Origin of the sequence: Brevibacterium sp. R8603A2 (genome assembly GCF_023072605.1) — a bacterium.
GTDB lineage: Bacteria > Actinomycetota > Actinomycetes > Actinomycetales > Brevibacteriaceae > Brevibacterium > Brevibacterium pityocampae.
The window spans coordinates 201,429-219,004 of the sequence record NZ_JALLGN010000005.1; the positions used below are offsets into that span (position 1 = coordinate 201,429).

Here is a 17,576-nt window from a genome sequence, read left to right on the forward strand (position 1 = left end):
TCCGATGAGTCTCCAGGTCACCGTGGTCGCCGCCGAGCACGCTGTGTGGTCCGGCGAGGCCCGCCGGGTCGTGGCCAAGACCACCGAGGGCGAGATCGGCATCCTGCCCGGCCACGAGCCGGTGCTCGGCATCGTGGCCGGCGGGCAGGTGCGCATCGTGACCGCGGACGGCGAGCACCTCACGGCGCAGGCCGATGGCGGGTTCCTGTCCGTGGAGAACGATCGCGTGACCGTGGTCGCCGACCAGGCCGAACTCGTCTGAGCTTCGCTACACTGGCAGACGTGAACCCCTCCTCCCTACTGATTGTTCTGCTCTCATTGGTAGGGCTGGCGATCCTCGTCGTCGCACTGTTCTCGATGCGACGCCGCTCGATCACCCGTCTGTCGGGCGCATTCGACTGCTCCACCCGCGTGGGCGACGGTACCCGTCGCCCACGTTGGCGTCTCGGGGTCGGGGTGTTCACCGTCACCGCTCTCGCGTGGTACCCCGTGTTCAGCCTCGGCCGGCGCCCCGCCTTCCTGCTGCCGCGCTCGGATCTCGAGATCACCGCGCGGAATGCGCCTGATCCGGACGAGCAGTACGCGGTGTTGCCCGATGCTCAGATCATCACGTGCCGCTACGGCACCCATGACGGGGATCCCCGGGACGTGCTCCTCGCCCTCGACTCCGAGGCGCTCTCGGCCTTCTCCTCCTGGCTCGAGTCGGCTCCTCCCGGCTCCAATCTTACGATGGGACGATTCACCTGATGCAGGTCCTGACCGTCCACGGCCCCGCTGTGCTGTCCGGCTCCGTCGAGGTCCGCGGGGCGAAGAACAGCGTGCTCAAGCTCATGGCGGCGACCCTGCTCGCCCCGGGCCGTTCCGTGATCACCAATGTGCCGCGCATCCTCGACGTGTCGATCATGTGCGAGCTGCTCGGACGCCTCGGCTGCGGGATCGACTACGACCCGGAGGCCGGGACGGTCGCGATCGACGTGCCCGAGGAGGCCGGGATCCAGGCGGACTACGAGCTCGTCCGCGCGATGCGCGCCTCGATCTCCGTGCTCGGCCCGCTCACCGGTCGGATGCACGCCGCCCACGTGGCGCTGCCCGGCGGCGACGCGATCGGCTCGCGCGGGCTCGACCTCCACAAAGCCGGCCTCGAGCTCCTCGGGGCGACCGTCCACCTCGACCACGGATATTTCATCGCCGAGGCGCCCGACGGCCTGCGCGGGGCGGACATCCACCTCGCGTTCCCCTCGGTCGGGGCGACGGAGAACCTCGTCATGGCCGCGACGCTCGCCGAGGGCCGGACCGTCATCGAGAACGCGGCGCGCGAACCGGAGATCGTCGACATCTGCCGGATGCTCGTGGCGATGGGCGCACGGATCTCCGGGATCGGCACCTCGACCCTGACCGTCGACGGCGTCGCCCGCCTGCAACCGGTGGAGCACCGCTGCGTGGGGGACCGGATCGTCGCCGGGACCTGGGCGTTCGCCGCCGCGATCACCGGGGGCGACCTCACCGTCGAGGGCGCGTCCCTCGACCTGCTGCCGATCGTCGTCGACAAGCTCCGCGACGCCGGGGCGGAGGTCGCGGACTGCGACACCGACAACCCCGGCGGCGCGTTCCGGGTGCGCGGCACCGAGCGGCCGCGCAGCATCCGGGTGTCGACCCTGCCGTTCCCCGGCTTCCCCACGGATCTCCAGCCCTTCGTCATCGCGCTCAACGCGGTGGCCGACGGTGTGGGGCTGCTGACCGAGAACCTCTTCGAGGCGCGCTGGCGGTTCGTCAACGAGCTCGCCCGGCTCGGCGCGGAGGTGTCGATCGACGGCAACCACGCGCTCATCACCGGGGTGCCGCAGCTCTCCGGGGCGGAGGTCGAGGCCTCGGATATCCGGGCCGGGGCGGGTCTGGTGCTCGCGGGGCTCGCCGCGACCGGGCAGACGCAGATCTCCGGTGTCGATCACATCGATCGTGGCTACGAGTACTTCGTGGAGAAGCTCCAGGCGCTCGGTGCGCAGGTCGAGCGGGTGGAGAAGCCCGATCTCCTCGACTTCGACCGCCCCTGAGACCTCAATTTCCGAAGATTCCTAAGAGCGTTTCCGCGATTCTTCGCAAGGTCAGCGCGCCGCCGACTGTGTCCCGTGACGGGTCCGGGTGCTGGTCGCAGCGCAGCGACCGGTGGAGTTCCCCGGTGGCGAAGGCGCCCCCGATGTCATCGCCCGCGTCGCGAGGTCACAGCCGCGGCGTCCTGGTGTCACAATCGTGAGCCGGCGCCCGCAACAGTCCACAGGCCGGGGCGCGCACTGGTGCCGGGGCGACGCTCTGTCTAGCGTGCCGGCATGGCTGCACACCGGATCCCCCTGTACTTCAACCCCGACGATCACGACTCCTACGACCTGTCCTCGTACTCCGTCACCGCGCGCGGACATGTCCGTGCACCGCATCACGGCGTGCGCGAGCACCCGGAGTGGCGGAAGACGATCGAGATCCCCGACTGGGCCGATGAGGATTGGAAGACCATCCATCTGCGCCAGCTCGGCCTCCAGCACGTGCGGCCGGACTGTGCCGCGAGCCACACCTCGGCGGCGGTCCTCCACGGCATGGCGGTCCCGCAGCACCTGCTCCGCCACAGCCACGTGACCTCGATGATCGGCGTCGTGCCGATCCGCCGCCGAGGCGTCAAAGGGCATTCGGCGGAGCTGCTCGATGTCGTCGAGGAGTGGGACCTGCGGATCGTCGCACGTGATCAGACGCTGCGGCAGATCGCCGGGATGCTCGGCGTGCGCGACATGACCATCGCCCTCGACTGCCTGCTTGGCACGTGGCACGGAGAGGCGAGCGCCACCCTGGATTCGCTCCGCGCCGTCGCCGAGGCGCCGGTCCGGTACCGCGGCAGGTCGACCTTCCGCGCCGCGCTCGACCGCGCGCGGCCGGGGGTGGATTCGCCGCGCGAGACTTCTCTGCGACTCGTGCTTGTGGACGGCGGGCTCCCGGAGCCGGTCGTCCATCCTCCCGTCCACATCCGAGCGCTCGGTCGGACGATCCATCCGGATGTCGGCTACGTCGAGCAGCGACTCGCCGTCGAGTACGAGGGGGAGCACCACCGGGCCGACCCCGTCCAGTGGGCGGTCGACATCGAGCGCGGTCAGGCGTTCGAGTCGGAGGGCTGGCGACGTATCCGGGTGACGAAGGACATGCCCGAGGCCGAGGTCGTCGCGCTCACGGCCGCTGCCCTGGACGCCTCGCCGACGGTCCGGGGATTCGGGGCATGAGGTCGGGGGTCCGTGAGGTCCTGCATCGTGAGATCGCACAGACGCGCGGAATCGCTCTCAGGAACCTTCGGAAATTGTCAGGAGAAGAGGGCGAGGTGGGCGCTGCTGGCCGGGTCGATGTGGTCGGCGAACTCGTCGTGCTTGCCCACCCACGACTTGACGTAGGGGCACAGCGGGACGATCCGGAAGCCCTCGGCCACGGCGGCGGCGATCGCGTCCCGGGTGAGCCGGGAGGCGAGCCCCCGGCCGGAGAAGGCCTCGTCGATCACCGTGTGGTAGAGGATCCGCTGCTGCGCCGGGTCCGAGGAACCCCCGCCGGGGGCGTCCCCCTCACCGGATCCGCTCCCGCCGCCGCGGGGCGCCGTGGTGTCGCGGTAGGCCGAGAACCCCGCCGGCGCGCCGTCGACGGTGATGTCGTAGCGGTGCTCGGCAGGGTTGTCGGTGACTTCGATGACAGGATCGCTCATGACTGCCTCCTGGGCTTGATGCGGACGCGGGGGAGCGGGGGCGCCGGGATCGGCTCGGGCTGGTCGGGCGGGAAGGTGCCGAACCGCGGCCCCTCGACGCCGTCGCCCACAGGCTCGGCGGTGGTGTCACCGCCCTCGCCGTCGCCCAGCGGCTCCGCGGCGCCGTCGTCCTCGGCGCGACCGATCTCGGTCTGCCACGCGCGACGGTAGGCGACGATCTCGTCGTGGCTGCGTCCGACGAAGTTCCACCACATGACGATGCTCTCCCCGAACGGCCGCCCGCCGACGACGATCACCCGGGCGGGCGCCTCGGGCCCGGCGGTGAGCCTCAGCGCATCCGGACCCGACGGGAGGTACGCGAGCTCGTCCGGCGCCACCGTCTGCTCGTGATCGCGCACGCCGAGCGTGAGCGCACCGGAGTCGAGCAGCACACCGTGCTCGCAGGAGGCATCGAGGTCGACCTCGACGGTCTGCCCCGCATCGACGAGGATCTCCGCGGCGTGCGCGGGCACACGGGTGTCCACGGGCGAGCTCTGCCCGGCGAAGGAGCCGAGGTAGGTGAGCACCCGGCCGCCGGGCACCTCGGCCCAGGTGGGGACGAAGTGCTGGGACTCCGGCATCCCGTTGCGCAGCGCGTCGGGCAGCGCGTACCAGAGCTGGACGCCGTGGAGCTGCTCGGTGGCATCGGAGGAGAACTCCGAGTGGGAGATGCCGGAGCCGGCGATCATGAGGTTGACCTCGCCGGGCCGCACGATGTTGGAGAAGCCGGTGGAGTCGATGTGCTCGATCTCGCCGTGGAACAGCAGGGTCACGGTGGCGAGCCCGGTGTGCGGGTGGCGGGCGACCTGCATGCCCCCGGTGGCGGCGACATCGTCGGGACCGAAGTGGTCGACGAAGCACCAGGGGCCGATGAGCGAGCGCTTGCGCTGGGGGAGGGTGCGGCGCACGGTCATCGCCCGCAGCCCGCCGAGCGGCACCTCGCGCGCGGTGATGATGTCGATGGCATCGGCGCAGGTGACGTGTGCGCACTCGTACTCAGCCGGGTCGATCTCGGGATTCGTCATCGGGCTCCTTCGGCAGCGGCCGGCGGTCTCAGAAGAGCCGGGTCTCGGGGTCGTCCATCCCGCGCAGCGCATCGTAGTCGAGGACGACGCAGCGGATGCCGCGGTCCTCCGCGAGCGCACGGGCCTGGGGCTTGATCTCCTGCGCTGCGAAGACCCCACTGACGGGGGAGAGGAGGGGATCGCGATTGAGGAGTTCGAGGTAGCGGGTGAGCTGCTCGACACCGTCGATCCCCCCACGCCGCTTGATCTCGATCGCGACCGAGGTGCCGAGCGCGTCCTTCGCGAGGATGTCGACGGGCCCGATCGCGGTCATGTACTCCCGGCGGACGGTCTGGTACCCGGTGCCGAGCGATTCGATGTGCTCGGCAAGGAGCTCCTGGAGGTGCGCCTCGACCCCGTCCTTGACGAGACCGGGATCGACGCCGAGGTCGTGCACGGTCTCGGAGATCACCTCGGCGATCGAGATCACCAGGCGGTCGTCGGTCTTCGCCTGGGTCACCGTCCAGATCTCGGTGAACCCGGCTGCCCGCTGGTCCTCGTCCGGCTCCGTCACGCTCAGGGTGCACGGCGGGGTCATCCAGTTGAGCGGCTTGTAGGATCCGCCGTCGGAATGGACGAGGACGCTGCCGTCGGCCTTGATCATGAGGACCCGGTCAGCCGTCGGCAGATGAGCCGTCAGCCTTCCGGCATAGTCGACACTGCACTTCGCGATCACCACACGCACCCTGCAACCCTACGTGAGAGAATCGGGCCATGCCACGTTCGTCCTCCTCCCGCCGGTCCAACAAGTGGTCCCGCGAGCCGCGCGATCTGAGCTTGTCCCTCAACTCCCTGCGCCGCGTGCACGACGAACCCGATGGACAGTGGGTGGTGCAGCACGTCCGCGGGACCAGCTCGGGGAAGACCTACGTGTGCCCGGGCTGCCGGCAGGACCTCCCGGCATCGATCGCCCACACCGTCGCCTGGCGCTCCGAGGACGAGTTCGCGGTGGCCGCCGGCGTCTCGTTCCGGCGCCACTGGCACACCTCCTGCTTCAACGCCCGCCGCCGGCGCCGCTGAGCACAGCCGCCCCGTACACCCCGGACACGACGATCCCGCCGTTCGACATGAACGGCGGGATCGTCCGCGGTGCGGGGGTCGGGTCGGTGTCCGCCCGTCTCAGCGCAGCCGGTTGAAGTCGCGCGACTTCGGGTCGCGGGCGGGTCGGCCGCCCTGCGGAGCCTTTCCACCCGCCGTGGCGCCGGCCGGCCCCGAGCCGCCGGAACCGCTCGCGGAACCCTTCGACCCGGAGGCGGGCTTCGCGGTGCCATCGGGCTTCGCGGTGCCATCGGCCTTCGTTCCGCCCTCGGACTGCCGCGCGGGGGCAGGCTTCTCACCGTCGTTCTTCCGGTCGCTCGGCTGCTGGCCGCCGGTCTGCGAGGAGCCCGAGGCGCCGGGCGTGCCGGCAGGCTTCTCATCGAGCTTCCGCGCCCCGGGCTTCTGCGCCCCGCCGCCGGTGGTGCCGGCAGCGCCCGAGGAGCCGGAGCCGTCGGTCGTGCCGGACTCCTGCGCCGCGGCCGCGGCGCTCTCCGCATCCGCAGGTGCGGTGAGGTCGTCGAGCTCGGAGCCGGAGGCGATCTTCTCGGTGGGGAGCGCGGCGGCGGCCTCCTGATCCGACTTGTCCTCGGTCATGTCGACGCCGTCGAAGAGTCCGGGAGCGGCGAACATCGACCGCAGCTGCTGGAGCTGGGCGGTGATGGTGCGGCGCTGCTTGGTGAGCAGGTCGACCTGCGACTGGGCACTCGACACGTTGCGCTTGGCCTCGGCGGCGGATTCCTCGATCGTCGCCTCGGCGGTGGCACGGGATTCGGCGATGAGCTCCTGCGAGCGCTTCCGTCCGTCGGCGATGATGCGGTCGGCCTTCTCGACGGCCTCCTTGCGGGTCGTCTCCGCGCGCTCTGCGGCGGCCTTGGCCTCCTCGTCGGCCTTCTTGGCGCGGGCCTGGGCCTCGGAGATGAGCTTCGCGTTCTCCTCCGTGGCCTTGTCGAAGCGCTCCTTCTCCGACTTCTCCGCCTGCTGGCGCTTGTCGGCGAGTTCGACCTCGAGGTCGTTCGCGGCCTTCTTCGCCTTCTCCTGCTCGGCGTGGGCGGCAGCGAGGATGGAGTCCGCCTCGCTCTTCGCCTTCGCGCGGATGTCGGCGGCCTCCTTCTCGGCGTCCGCACGCAGCGCGGCGATCTCGCGCTTGACGGTCTCGCGGCTCTGCTCGGCCTCCGCCTGCGCGGAGTCGGTGTGCTGGGAGGCCTCGCGTGCAGCGGTGGCCTTGAGCTCCTCGGCACGGGAGTCCGCGGCCTTGATCGTCTCCTCGGCACGCAGCTCCGCCGAGGCGGTGATCGCCTCGGCCTCGGAGCGGGCCTTGTTGAGCACGTCGTTGCTCTCGGTGTGCATCCGGGCGCGCTGGCTCGCGGCATCGGCGCGGGCCTTGTTGCGGATCGTCTCCGCGTCCGCGGTCGCCTGCGCGAGGGTCTCGCGGGCCTGGGACTCCGCGATCTTGAGCAGGTGGTCGATCCGGCTGCCGGGAGGGCCGGACGCCTCGGCGCTGTCGTTCGCGGCCTTCTTGAGCTGCTGCTTCGCCTCGGACAGCTCGCCGGCGATCTGCAGCTTGGCGCGATCGGCGGTGATCACCTGGCTCCGTGCATCTGCCAGCGCTTTGCGCAGCGAATCGATCTCGGTCTGCAGCTGCCCGATCCGGGCATCGACCTCATTCTTCTCGTATCCGCGCATTGCAGTGCGGAACTCTTCCGGAGGCGTCACGCTCTCGACTCCCATCCTTGTCTCACCGGTGCTCTTCAGCTTCTCGGTCCACTCTACCGAGGATTCATGGGTATGACCTCCGAGCGGATGTGCCCGATCGGCCACGACCCGGCGGATCGCACCCGGGGCCTGGGCGTCACCGGTGCGGATGCGAGGGATCTCACCCGGGGGCGGGCGGTGCGGGCGGAATACCGGCACCGCGGTCCGTGTTGAACCGATCGAGAGCGCAGACGCCGCCGGCCGCTCGAGTGCCACGGCGGAAGTGCTCACCCGTCCATCCGTCACACGCAGCAGAGGAGAACACCCATGGCTTACACCCTTCCCGGACTCAGCGAGGCCGAAGGCGAGAAGGTCGCCGGCATCCTGCAGGAGCGGCTCGATGCGATGAACGCACTGCACCTCATCCTCAAGCACGCGCACTGGAACGTCGTCGGGCCCGCCTTCATCGGCGTGCACGAGATGCTCGACCCGCAGGTCGAGCTCGTCCGCGGCTTCGCCGACGAGATCGCCGAGCGGATCGCCGCTCTCGGCAGCAGCCCCAACGGTGTGCCGAGCCGCGTGGCCTGGGATCGCCCGGGCATGAAGTACGAGCTCGACCGGGCCGGCACCCAGGCGCACATCGCCGCGCTCGACGCCGTCTACGACGACGTCAACGCCGCCCACCGCGAGGCCGTCGCCGCGACCGCGGAGATCGATCCGATGAGCGAGGACCTCCTCACCGCCCAGACCCGGGAGCTCGAGCAGTTCCAGTGGTTCCTCCGCGCGCACCTCGACGACGGTGCCGGCAACCTCAAGGGCTGACCGCCCTGGCGGCCCCCGGCCGTCCCACGCTTCCTGCACGCACCCGTTCCGCCGTCACCGGTGGGGCGGGTGCGTGCGGTTCCGGCCTGATCCCGATCGGACACGTGCCGGTCCGCGGGCCGCCTCGGCTGGCGGTTGTGTCGGCCATCACGTCCTCGGATACCCTGGACGGAGCACGGGAGCGCGCCGAAGGGCCGGTGCGCCGCGCGGCCGGCCGGGTGCCGGACGCACCCACCATCATCGCCCGATCGCCGGGGACGCCCCGCCGGTCGGCTGCTCAAGGAGGAGAACATGACCGAAGCCGTCATCGTCGCCGGATCGCGCACCCCGCAGGGGCGGATGTCCGGAGCACTCGGATCGCTCAGCGCCGTCGACCTCGGCGCCGAGGCGATCGGCGGCGCCCTCGACCGCGCGGGCGTGGCACGCGAGGCAGTCGAATACGTCATCATGGGCCAGGTCCTCCAGGCCGGCTGCGGGCAGGGACCGGCGCGGCAGGCCGCCGCCCAGGCCGGCATCCCGATGTCCACGCCGGCGATCACCGTCAACAAGCTCTGCCTGTCCGGGCTCAACGCGATCACCCAGGCCGCGATGCTCGTCCGCGCCGGTGAGTACGACCTCGTCGTCGCCGGCGGCCAGGAATCCATGACGAACGCCCCCCACATGCTCGAGAAGTCGCGCGCGGGCTACAAGTACGGCACCATCTCCGTCCGCGACCACATGGACTACGACGGACTGTGGGACGCCTTCACCGACGAGGCGATGGGCGGTCTCACCGAGTCCGCGAACAGCGGCGACGGCGAGTTCACTCGCGAGCAGCAGGACGCCTACGCCGCGCAGTCCCACCAGCGCGCCGCCGCCGCATGGCAGGAGGGCCGCTTCGCCGATGAGGTCACCCCGGTTACCATCCGCGGACGCAAGGGCGACACCGTGGTGAGCGAGGACGAGGGCGTGCGCCCGGACACCACGGCCGAATCCCTGGGGAAGCTCCGGCCGGCCTTCCGCAAGGACGGCACGATCACCGCCGGCTCCGCCTCCCAGATCTCGGACGGGGCCGTCGCAGTCGTCGTGGCCTCGCGGGAGAAGGCCGAGGAGCTCGGTCTGCCGATCCTCGCCGTCATCCGCTCGCACGCCTGGACCGCCGGGCCGGACTCGACGCTGCAGCACCAGCCCTCGCAGGCGATCAAGGCCGCCGCGGAGAAGGAGGGCATGAGCCCGGCGGACTTCGATCTCTACGAGATCAACGAGGCGTTCGCGGCGGTGAGCCTGGCGAGCATTAAGGACCTCGGGATCGACGACTCGAAGGTCAATGTCAACGGCGGCGCCGTCGCGCTCGGCCACCCGATCGGCGCCTCGGGCGCCCGTGTCGCACTCCACCTCGCGCTCGAGCTCCAGCGGCGCGGCGGTGGGAAGGGCGTGGCCGCACTGTGCGGCGGCGGTGGCCAGGGCGACGCGCTCGTCCTCGAGGTCCCCGCGACCTGACGCACCCCGCGTACCGACGTTCTCCGAAGGAAGGATCGATCATGCTCCTCGCATTCTCCGTCGCCCCCTCGGGCGGCGACGACCCCACCGGCTCCGTCCACGACGCCGTCGCCGCGGCCGTCGAGGTCGTGCGGAAGTCCGGTCTGCCCAACCGCACCGACTCGATGTTCACCACCATAGAGGGCGAGTGGGACGAGGTGTTCGCCGTGGTCAAGGAGGCCACCGAGGCCGTCGGGGCGTTCGGCTCGCGCGTCTCGCTCGTCATCAAGGCCGACATCCGGCCCGGGTACACCGGTGAGCTCACCGGCAAGCTCGATCGGCTGGAGAAGGCGCTCGACGAGCGCGCCGGCTGAACCGGGGCGCGCTCGCGCCGATTCGCCGCGCTCGCGCCGGGCCGTTGTGGACGGGGCGGAGCAGGGGACGTCCCCTGCGCCGCCCCGTCCGCGCGCACGCGCCGTTCACCTCCCGTTGACCTCGGAGCACTACGCTCCCGTGCTGGAGGTGCTGCCGTATGACCACTGACCACACAATCCCCGCTGCACAGCGCGTCGAATCCCTCATCAGCGAGGTCGCCGAGGTGCGCGCCGCTGTGCTCGCCGCGGAGGCGCGCAGCGCGGAGCTCATCGCCCGCGTGCGCGACCGGCACCGGGAATCCGCGCGGAACCTCGTGCACTACGTCGCGCTGCGGGCGCTCGACATCCGCGGGCTCCAGGACCGGCTCGCCGAGGTCGGGGTGTCCTCGCTCGGCCGGATGGAAGCCGGGGTGCTCGGACACCTCGACGTGGTCCTCACCGCGCTGCGCGCCCAGCTCGGACAGGCTCCGGACCCGGATCCGCAGGCGCTCACCCCGGTGGCCGGCCGGGAGATCCTGGCGCGTGACACCGCGCGGCTCCTCGGCCCGGAACCGGCCGATCGCCGGACCCGCATCATGGTGACGATGCCCACCGAGTCGGCCCACGACGGCGACCTCGTCGCGGCGATGGCCGCCGCCGGGATGGACCTCGCGCGGATCAACTGCGCACATGACGACGAGGACACGTGGACCGCGATGATCGCAGCGATCCGCGCCCAGCGCGGTCCCGGTCGCACATCCCCTCCGCTCATCGCGATGGACCTCGCCGGTCCGAAGCTCCGCACCGGTCCGCTCCTGCCCGGGCCGCCCGTCCTCAAGATCCGCCCGGAGCGCGACGTCTCCGGACGGGTCGTCGAGCGCTCTCTCGTGTGGTTGGGGAGGGTCGACGACCAGGCGGCCCGCGGCATCGAGGGCGCTCTCGACGCCGAGGCGCTGCCGCTCGCCGGGGACGCGGGAGCGATCACCGAGGCGCTGTCCCGCCTCGACGAGGGCGATGAGGTCCGTCTCACCGACGCCCGGGATTCGCACCGTCGGCTGCGCATCGAGGCCCGCGGCTCGGCCGGGATCCTGCTGTCGGCGGACAAGACGATCTACTGGATGACCGGGACCGAGGTGCACGCGCTCGACGCCGTCCTCACCGTCGGCCCGCTGCCCGGTGTCGAGCAGAGTATGCGAGTGCACCTCGACGACACCATCGTGCTCACCCGCTCGATGGAGCCGCGCCCCGCAGTCACCGACCCGCCCTTCGTCATCGGCTGCTCGCTGCCGGAGGTGTTCGACGACGCGGCGATCGGCGACGAGGTGTGGATCGACGACGGCCGGATCGGCGCCGTCGTTACCGCCGGGGGTACCGACGCGCTCGAGCTGCGGGTGACGAGCGCGGGTCCGCGCGGGGCGAAGCTCAAGGCGGAGAAGGGCATCAACCTGCCGGACACGACGATCGGCATCCCGGCGCTGACGGATGCCGACCGCTCCCACATCCCGTTCGTCGCCGCGCATGCGGACATGGTCAACCTGTCCTTCGTCCGCTCCGCCGCCGACGTCGCCCAGCTCATCGACGCGCTCGCCGCGGAACAGGCCGAGGACGTCGACATCACGCTCAAGATCGAGACCGTCGCGGCGTTCGAGGAGCTGCCGCGGATGCTGCTCGAGGCGATGCGCTGGCAGGACGTGGGGGTGATGATCGCCCGCGGCGACCTCGCGGTCGAGGCCGGGTTCGAGCGGATGGCCGAGCTCCAGGAGGAGATCCTGTGGCTGTGCGAGGCCGCGCACGTCCCGGTGATCTGGGCGACCCAGGTGCTCGAGAGCCTCGCGAAGTCCGGGCTGCCGTCGCGCGCTGAGATCACCGACGCGGCGATGGCGCAACGCGCCGAGTGCGTCATGCTCAACAAGGGCCCCTACATCGAAGAGGCGATCGAGGCGCTGTCGGACATCCTGTCGCGGATGGGCGAGCACACGAGCAAGAAGCGCGACATGCTCCGGCAGCTCGAGTCGTGGTCGCTGTGAGGTCGTCGTCGCCGTGAGGTCCCGGCCGCTGTGAGGCCGTGCCCGGCGGGGAAGGGCCGTGTAGTAGCCTGAGTGGCGCCGCTCCGTGCGGCCCGGCCCCCATAGCTCAATGGATAGAGCAACGGCCTTCTAATCCGTAGGTTGCAGGTTCGAATCCTGCTGGGGGCGCAGCACCAGGAACGAGGCCTGACCGTTCGGCTAATCCAGTATGTGTGACACACAAGCGACATAGTTTCAGCTGTGCGATGATCAAATCAAGCGATTTCGGTTCTTTGCCGTTCCGTTGCAATGATCAAATGCGCGGGGAATTTCCTGCCTCGGATTCGTGCGTCGCGAAGTGCGGCGCCATTACAGTCGCAAGTAGGCACGTTCCCGATAGGTAGTCTGATGGATGGATCTTTTGGAGGAACGATCTACAGCTCTGGGTCTGGAGAATGCAGTATGAACACATCACAACTCGACTCATTGATTGCGGATGAGAGGAAGCTGATCGCCGATCTGGAAATCGGGATCGGGGAAGAGACGTGGATCTTCAAGCGAGGCTCGCGAGGGGGTACCGCTTCCTATGCCTCTTTCGTCTACGCGCTTTCTATGCCGGACGCTCCGATCGCGCTCGCCATGTTGCGGGCATACGTTGGAGCAATCGGACTAACAGACACCGACAACTGGTCGGTATCTGCGATGCCCAGTTGGGCTGGTCCCACTGAGCTTCAGCGTTTCGCGACGATCAGTAGTGGTAAGATCGAGCTCTTCTACGTGTGGTTCGAGTCTCGTTCGGGCAAGGTTTATGAATGGGGTATTCGTGTGCCGCCAAGCCTTGCCGATGAAATTCCTGAAATCGACGACCTCTTGTATAGCGAAAGTGAAAATGGGGACGTTGGGATCCACGGCAAGACGCTCGGGCTTCTCTATGCCATTCTCTCCGAATCTGGAGCGAGAAATGCGCTTGTCAAAACGTTCCGGCAACGGCGGGGTCCACGGCGCGGTGATTGGCACAATTCTTATCTGGGTGAGCTTCTAAGCGTCCGAACTCCACCTGATTCATCTGACTCCTCAGGTCTTGCCCAAGTCACAGAATTGAACACCGAAGAAGATGCTGAGTTCGAACGACGATATATCTATCGCATTACGAAACATCGGTTGCACCAGAGCCAGTTGCGAGAAGCTGCACTCCGTCGTCACGGAACAAGCTGTAGGTATTGCGGTCTCGAAGTTCCACAGGTTCTTGAAGCGGCGCACATCAAAGCCGACGCTGAAGGAGGGGCTGCGACTACAGCAAACATCCTGATCCTCTGCGCGAACCATCACACAGCGTTCGACGCGGGTCTTCTTGCTCTCATCGGAGACACACTGGTGCCCACCCCTGGGTCCCCATTGGTCGCACCTGTTCCGAATCGATGATCGCACGGTTCGATTTCTATGCAACAGAATTCCATGTCTTCGGATCCAGTGTTTGCGGATGTTTAAGCACGATATGCCCGATAATTGCTGCATGCCGCAGCGTCGAATCCTGATTGGGGAAGTATCACTGGAACCGGGGCGATTGACAGCGATAGTCCTGGACCGCGCAGCCTTCTCTGAACCCGCCGTGCCCTCAGGCGAGGTACGGGCTGGCGGGCTTGCCCCAGAACGCGAGCCGCTCACTTATCGCGAGGCCGATCCCGGCGAGCGCGGCGAGCAGCGCGAACGCCTGGATGAAGAAGGCGACATCGACGAAGAGGACGCTGACCCCGCCGAACACGACGAGCAGGAGGGCGAGGAAGGACATGGCCGCAGCGGCCTGGAAGAAACGCGATCCCGTCATCGGAATCAACCCCTTTCGGTGTGGTGCTTGAACACTACGCTCGAACGATCGTTCTGCACCTGGGAGTTCGCTGGAAATTGTGACGCACACCACACCCTTGGCGCTGATCGGGCAACCGTGACGCGGCGGGCGGAATCCGCTCGAGAACGCGCGAATCGGCGCGGACGGCGTGGTGAGTGGTGACGGGCGCCGAAAACCGCCAGAGTGGAGCCGTGACTACCCGATCGAATCTCCATGCCCTCGCGCCCGGGGTGGCGCCGGCGCTCTCCGACCTGGTCAGACGGGTTCGGGAATCGCGGTTCCCCCTGCAGACCGCGGACGCGCAGGCCGGTCGCGCACTGCAGCGGGACATCGACGACCAGCTCACCGACTACCTGCTCCCGCGGGTGTCGGACACCGACGCTCCGCTCCTCGTCGTCGTCGGGGGCTCCACCGGTGCCGGCAAGTCGACCTTGGTGAATTCGATCGTCGGATCCGAGGTGTCCAACCCCGGCGTGCTGCGCCCCACCACCCGCTGGCCGGTCCTCGTCCACAATCCGGAGGATCGGGAGTACTTCACCTCCGACCGCATCCTGCCCGCACTGCAGCGCGTCGTGCGCGCGGAGACCGACCTCGAGCAGCCGCAGGTGCGCCTCGTCGCCCACGAGGGGGTGCCGCGCGGTCTCGCTCTGCTCGATTCGCCGGACATCGACTCCGTGCTCGAATCCAACCGCACCCTGGCCCGGCAGCTGCTCGCCGCGGCAGATCTCTGGCTGTTCGTCACCACCGCCGCCCGCTACGCCGACGCCGTGCCGTGGGAGCTCCTCAAGACCTCCGTCGAGCGCGGCACGACGGTGGCGATGGTGCTCGACCGCGTCCCCCCGCAGGCCAACCGCGAGGTGCGCCACCACCTCTCCGGTCTCCTCTCGGACTCCGGCCTCGGCTCCGCCCCGATCTTCACCATCCCCGAGCTCGAGCTCACCGACGGCCTGCTGCCCGACGCTGCAGTGTTCCCGGTGCGCTCGTGGATCCTCAACCTCGGGATGAACGCGACCGCCCGCGACCGCGTCATCTCCCGCACGCTCACCGGCGCGCTCGCCGCCGTCCCGGCCAGGGTCCGGGATCTCGCCGACATCGTGTCCGGCCAGGAGGACGCGCATCAGCGCCTGCGCACCGTGGTCGACGAGGAGTTCGGGCGCAGCGCCGTCGAGCTCACCGAGTCCCTCGCCGACGGCCGGGTGCTGCGCGGCGAGGTCCTCGCCCGCTGGCAGGACTTCGTCGGCACCGGCCAGTTCTTCCGGGGGCTCGAGCCCACCGTCGCGCGTGTGCGCGACCGCATCACCGCCGCCGTGACCGGCAAGCGCGACGCCGCCGAGCCCCTCGAGCAGGCGATCGAGAGCAGTGTGGCCCTGCTCATCCGCGAACAGACCGTGCGCGCCGTGGCGGAGACCGCCGAGCGCTGGCAGGCCTATCCCGAGGGCGCCGCGCTCGTCGAGGACCGCCCGGCGATGGCCGCCCTGCCCCCGCAGTTCGACGCCGAGGTCGGCCGGATGGTCGCCGACTGGTCATCAGGGGTCAACGACCTCGTGCGCGAGGTCGGCCAGAGCAAGCGCGCCAAGGCCCGGATCCTGACCTTCGGCGTCAACGGCGTCAGCGCCGTCCTCATGCTCGCCGTGTTCGCCGGCACGGGCGGCCTCACCGGTGCCGAGGCCGGCATCGCCGGGGGCACCGCCGTGGTCGCCGGCAAGCTCCTCGACACGATCTTCGGTGACCAGGTGACCCGCGACCTCGCGCAGACCGCCCGCGAGCAGCTCGTCGAACGGGCGACGACGGTGCTCGAACGGCACCGCGCTCCCTTCGACCAGGCGCTCACCGACACCGCGGTGCCGCCGCGCCAGGCCGGCGTGCTGCGCGGGGCCGGAGACCGATTGGAGGAGACCCTGTGAGCCAGCAGACCCACGAGGCCATCAGCCGGCTGGCCGCCGGCATCCGCCGTGCCCTCGACCTCGAGGAGGGCCGCCTCGGCCGCGCCACCGTGGAGCGCGCCGGCGAGCTGCTCGAGAAGACCGATGCCCGGATGAACCTCGGTGAGGACTTCACCGTCGTCGCCTTCGCCGGCTCCACCGGCTCGGGCAAGTCCTCGCTCTTCAATGCCGTCGCCGGGCTCGAGATCGCGCGGGTCGGCGTGCGCCGCCCCACGACCTCGCTGCCGACGGCCTGCGTGTGGGGCGAGGGCGGCGAGGAGCTGCTGTCCTGGCTGGGCGTGCCCGTCGACAACCGGACCTGGCGCGAGAGTGCGCTCGACGGCGACGACGAGGAATCCCTCCACGGCCTTATCCTCCTCGATCTGCCCGACCACGATTCCACCGCCGCCGAGCACCGGATCGAATCCGATCGCCTCGTCGGACTCGTCGACGTCGTGTTCTGGGTCGTCGATCCGCAGAAGTACGCCGACTTCTCCCTCCATTCGCACTACCTCTCCCAGTTCGCCGAGCACACGACGAACATGGTCGTCGTGCTCAACCAGATCGACACGCTCACCACCGCCGAGCGCGAGGCCTGCCACGACCACCTGCGGCAGCTGCTCGCCCAGGACGGGCTCGACGGGGCGCGGATCCAGCTCGCCTCAGCCGTCACCCGCGAAGGGGTCCCGCAGCTGCGCGAGACCCTGACGCAGACGGTGTCGGCGAAGGAGGCCGCCTCGGAGCGCCTGCTCGCGGACATGCGCTCCCTCGCCGCACAGATGCGCTCCGAGCTCGGCGAACCGCTGTCCGACCCGACGAGACTGCCGGGCGCGGACCGCCTCGTCGATGCGATGGTCGACGCCGCCGGCGTCGAGGCCGTCGCGCAGACCGTGCGGGACGACTACCAGCGCCGCGCCTACCGGAAGACCGGCTACCCGCCGCTCGCCCTGGCCCAGCGCGGGCAGGCCGACCCGCTCGGCGCCAAGCACGGAGGCGATCGCGACGACCTCATCCGGGCCGCCGTCCCGGAGACCACGCGCACGCAGAGCGCGCGGGTCAACCTCGCCGCCCACGAGCTCGTCGCCGAGGCGGTGCGCTCGCTCCCGCTGCAGTGGCGCCACGCGGTCTCCCACGCGGAGAAGCAGAGCACGGCGGAGCTGACCTACACGCTCGACTCCGCGGTCACCGCCGTGGACATCGAACGGCGCACGCCCGGTTGGTGGGGAGTCGCCGGCTTCTTCCAGATCCTGTTCTTCCTCGCGACCGTCGTCGGTGCGCTGTGGCTCGTGGTGCAGCTCGTGCTCATGTTCTCCGGCGTCCTCTTCGACGGCTCCGCGTGGCTGTGGATCATCCCCGGGGCGCTGCTCGGGATCGGGATCATCGGCTCGATCATCACCTCGGTCACCGCCGCCTCGGCGCGCGCCAAGGGTGCGCGCGAGGCCGGCGCCGAGGTCGATGCGCGCCTGCGCGAGGCGGTGCAGCGCGCCGCGGCGGGCTCCTACCTCGAACCGATCACCGCGATCCTCGGCGAGCACAAGGCGGTCTACGACGGCTTGCGCTGACTGGGGATGACGCGCCGTTCTCGGTGACTGCGGCCTGTGGAGGAGCGAGT

General features: G+C 69.8%; 17 protein-coding genes and 1 tRNA gene. 13 read left to right on the forward strand and 5 right to left on the reverse strand.

Annotated elements, in window-relative coordinates; all coding sequences use genetic code 11:
- Positions 1 to 4: 4 nt before the first annotated feature.
- The 4 genes from MTQ12_RS06895 to MTQ12_RS06910 all read left to right on the forward strand — a co-directional run bounded on the left by MTQ12_RS06895 (position 5) and on the right by MTQ12_RS06910 (position 3,257).
- A complete protein-coding gene (locus MTQ12_RS06895) occupies positions 5 to 262 on the forward strand; it encodes a F0F1 ATP synthase subunit epsilon (protein WP_137319422.1) in 258 nt (85 codons plus the stop codon).
- A gap of 20 nt (positions 263 to 282) precedes the next feature.
- Complete coding sequence (locus MTQ12_RS06900) at positions 283 to 747, forward strand: DUF2550 domain-containing protein (protein WP_137319423.1); 465 nt, start codon at positions 283 to 285, stop codon at positions 745 to 747.
- On the forward strand, positions 747 to 2,051 hold the full coding sequence (murA, locus tag MTQ12_RS06905; RefSeq protein WP_247425365.1) for a UDP-N-acetylglucosamine 1-carboxyvinyltransferase: 1,305 nt from the start codon (positions 747 to 749) through the stop codon (positions 2,049 to 2,051). Before MTQ12_RS06900 ends, murA begins: the two co-directional genes overlap by 1 nt.
- 273 nt (positions 2,052 to 2,324) lie before the next feature.
- Complete coding sequence (locus tag MTQ12_RS06910; RefSeq protein WP_247425366.1) at positions 2,325 to 3,257, forward strand: hypothetical protein; 933 nt, start codon at positions 2,325 to 2,327, stop codon at positions 3,255 to 3,257.
- A 77-nt stretch (positions 3,258 to 3,334) separates the two neighbouring features.
- Here MTQ12_RS06910 and MTQ12_RS06915 read toward each other — a convergent pair whose 3' ends face one another.
- The 3 genes from MTQ12_RS06915 to nucS are packed head-to-tail and all read right to left on the reverse strand — an operon-like array spanning position 3,335 to position 5,512.
- Positions 3,335 to 3,724, reverse strand: coding sequence for a GNAT family N-acetyltransferase (locus tag MTQ12_RS06915; protein ID WP_247425367.1), 390 nt, complete (start codon positions 3,722 to 3,724; stop codon positions 3,335 to 3,337).
- Positions 3,721 to 4,788: a pirin family protein gene (locus MTQ12_RS06920; protein ID WP_247425368.1), complete on the reverse strand. Its 1,068-nt coding sequence runs from the start codon at positions 4,786 to 4,788 to the stop codon at positions 3,721 to 3,723. Before MTQ12_RS06920 ends, MTQ12_RS06915 begins: the two co-directional genes overlap by 4 nt.
- A gap of 28 nt (positions 4,789 to 4,816) precedes the next feature.
- On the reverse strand, positions 4,817 to 5,512 hold the full coding sequence (nucS, locus tag MTQ12_RS06925) for an endonuclease NucS (protein ID WP_247425369.1): 696 nt from the start codon (positions 5,510 to 5,512) through the stop codon (positions 4,817 to 4,819).
- A 29-nt stretch (positions 5,513 to 5,541) separates the two neighbouring features.
- Here nucS and MTQ12_RS06930 point away from each other — a divergent pair, with 29 nt between their 5' ends.
- Positions 5,542 to 5,847, forward strand: a complete 306-nt coding sequence (locus MTQ12_RS06930) for a hypothetical protein (RefSeq protein WP_247425370.1) — start codon at positions 5,542 to 5,544, stop codon at positions 5,845 to 5,847.
- 99 nt (positions 5,848 to 5,946) lie between these two features.
- On the opposite strand, the gene MTQ12_RS06935 is transcribed toward MTQ12_RS06930, so the two are convergent.
- Positions 5,947 to 7,548 carry a cell division protein gene (locus MTQ12_RS06935; RefSeq protein ID WP_247425371.1) on the reverse strand — a complete coding sequence of 534 codons (1,602 nt, stop codon included), beginning with the start codon at positions 7,546 to 7,548 and terminating at the stop codon, positions 5,947 to 5,949.
- Between the two features lie 336 nt (positions 7,549 to 7,884).
- Between MTQ12_RS06935 and MTQ12_RS06940 the strand changes: the two genes are divergently transcribed.
- From MTQ12_RS06940 to MTQ12_RS06965, 6 genes are all read left to right on the forward strand, one after another.
- Entirely contained in the window at positions 7,885 to 8,379 is a 495-nt protein-coding gene (locus MTQ12_RS06940; protein WP_247425374.1) for a DNA starvation/stationary phase protection protein, read from the forward strand.
- A gap of 291 nt (positions 8,380 to 8,670) precedes the next feature.
- Entirely contained in the window at positions 8,671 to 9,858 is a 1,188-nt protein-coding gene (locus MTQ12_RS06945) for an acetyl-CoA C-acetyltransferase (protein ID WP_247425377.1), read from the forward strand.
- A gap of 41 nt (positions 9,859 to 9,899) precedes the next feature.
- Positions 9,900 to 10,211 carry a thiamine-binding protein gene (locus MTQ12_RS06950; protein WP_247425379.1) on the forward strand — a complete coding sequence of 104 codons (312 nt, stop codon included), beginning with the start codon at positions 9,900 to 9,902 and terminating at the stop codon, positions 10,209 to 10,211.
- A 158-nt stretch (positions 10,212 to 10,369) separates the two neighbouring features.
- Entirely contained in the window at positions 10,370 to 12,217 is a 1,848-nt protein-coding gene (locus MTQ12_RS06955) for a pyruvate kinase (RefSeq protein ID WP_247425381.1), read from the forward strand.
- A 95-nt stretch (positions 12,218 to 12,312) separates the two neighbouring features.
- Positions 12,313 to 12,385, forward strand: a tRNA-Arg gene (locus tag MTQ12_RS06960).
- A gap of 273 nt (positions 12,386 to 12,658) precedes the next feature.
- A complete protein-coding gene (locus tag MTQ12_RS06965; protein ID WP_247425383.1) occupies positions 12,659 to 13,618 on the forward strand; it encodes an HNH endonuclease in 960 nt (319 codons plus the stop codon).
- A 193-nt stretch (positions 13,619 to 13,811) separates the two neighbouring features.
- On the opposite strand, the gene MTQ12_RS06970 is transcribed toward MTQ12_RS06965, so the two are convergent.
- Positions 13,812 to 14,021, reverse strand: a complete 210-nt coding sequence (locus MTQ12_RS06970) for a hypothetical protein (RefSeq protein WP_247425385.1) — start codon at positions 14,019 to 14,021, stop codon at positions 13,812 to 13,814.
- 212 nt (positions 14,022 to 14,233) lie between these two features.
- Between MTQ12_RS06970 and MTQ12_RS06975 the strand changes: the two genes are divergently transcribed.
- Positions 14,234 to 15,946: a dynamin family protein gene (locus tag MTQ12_RS06975; protein WP_247425387.1), complete on the forward strand. Its 1,713-nt coding sequence runs from the start codon at positions 14,234 to 14,236 to the stop codon at positions 15,944 to 15,946.
- Complete coding sequence (locus MTQ12_RS06980; RefSeq protein WP_247425389.1) at positions 15,943 to 17,526, forward strand: GTPase; 1,584 nt, start codon at positions 15,943 to 15,945, stop codon at positions 17,524 to 17,526. Before MTQ12_RS06975 ends, MTQ12_RS06980 begins: the two co-directional genes overlap by 4 nt.
- The last annotated feature ends 50 nt before the right edge of the window (positions 17,527 to 17,576 follow it).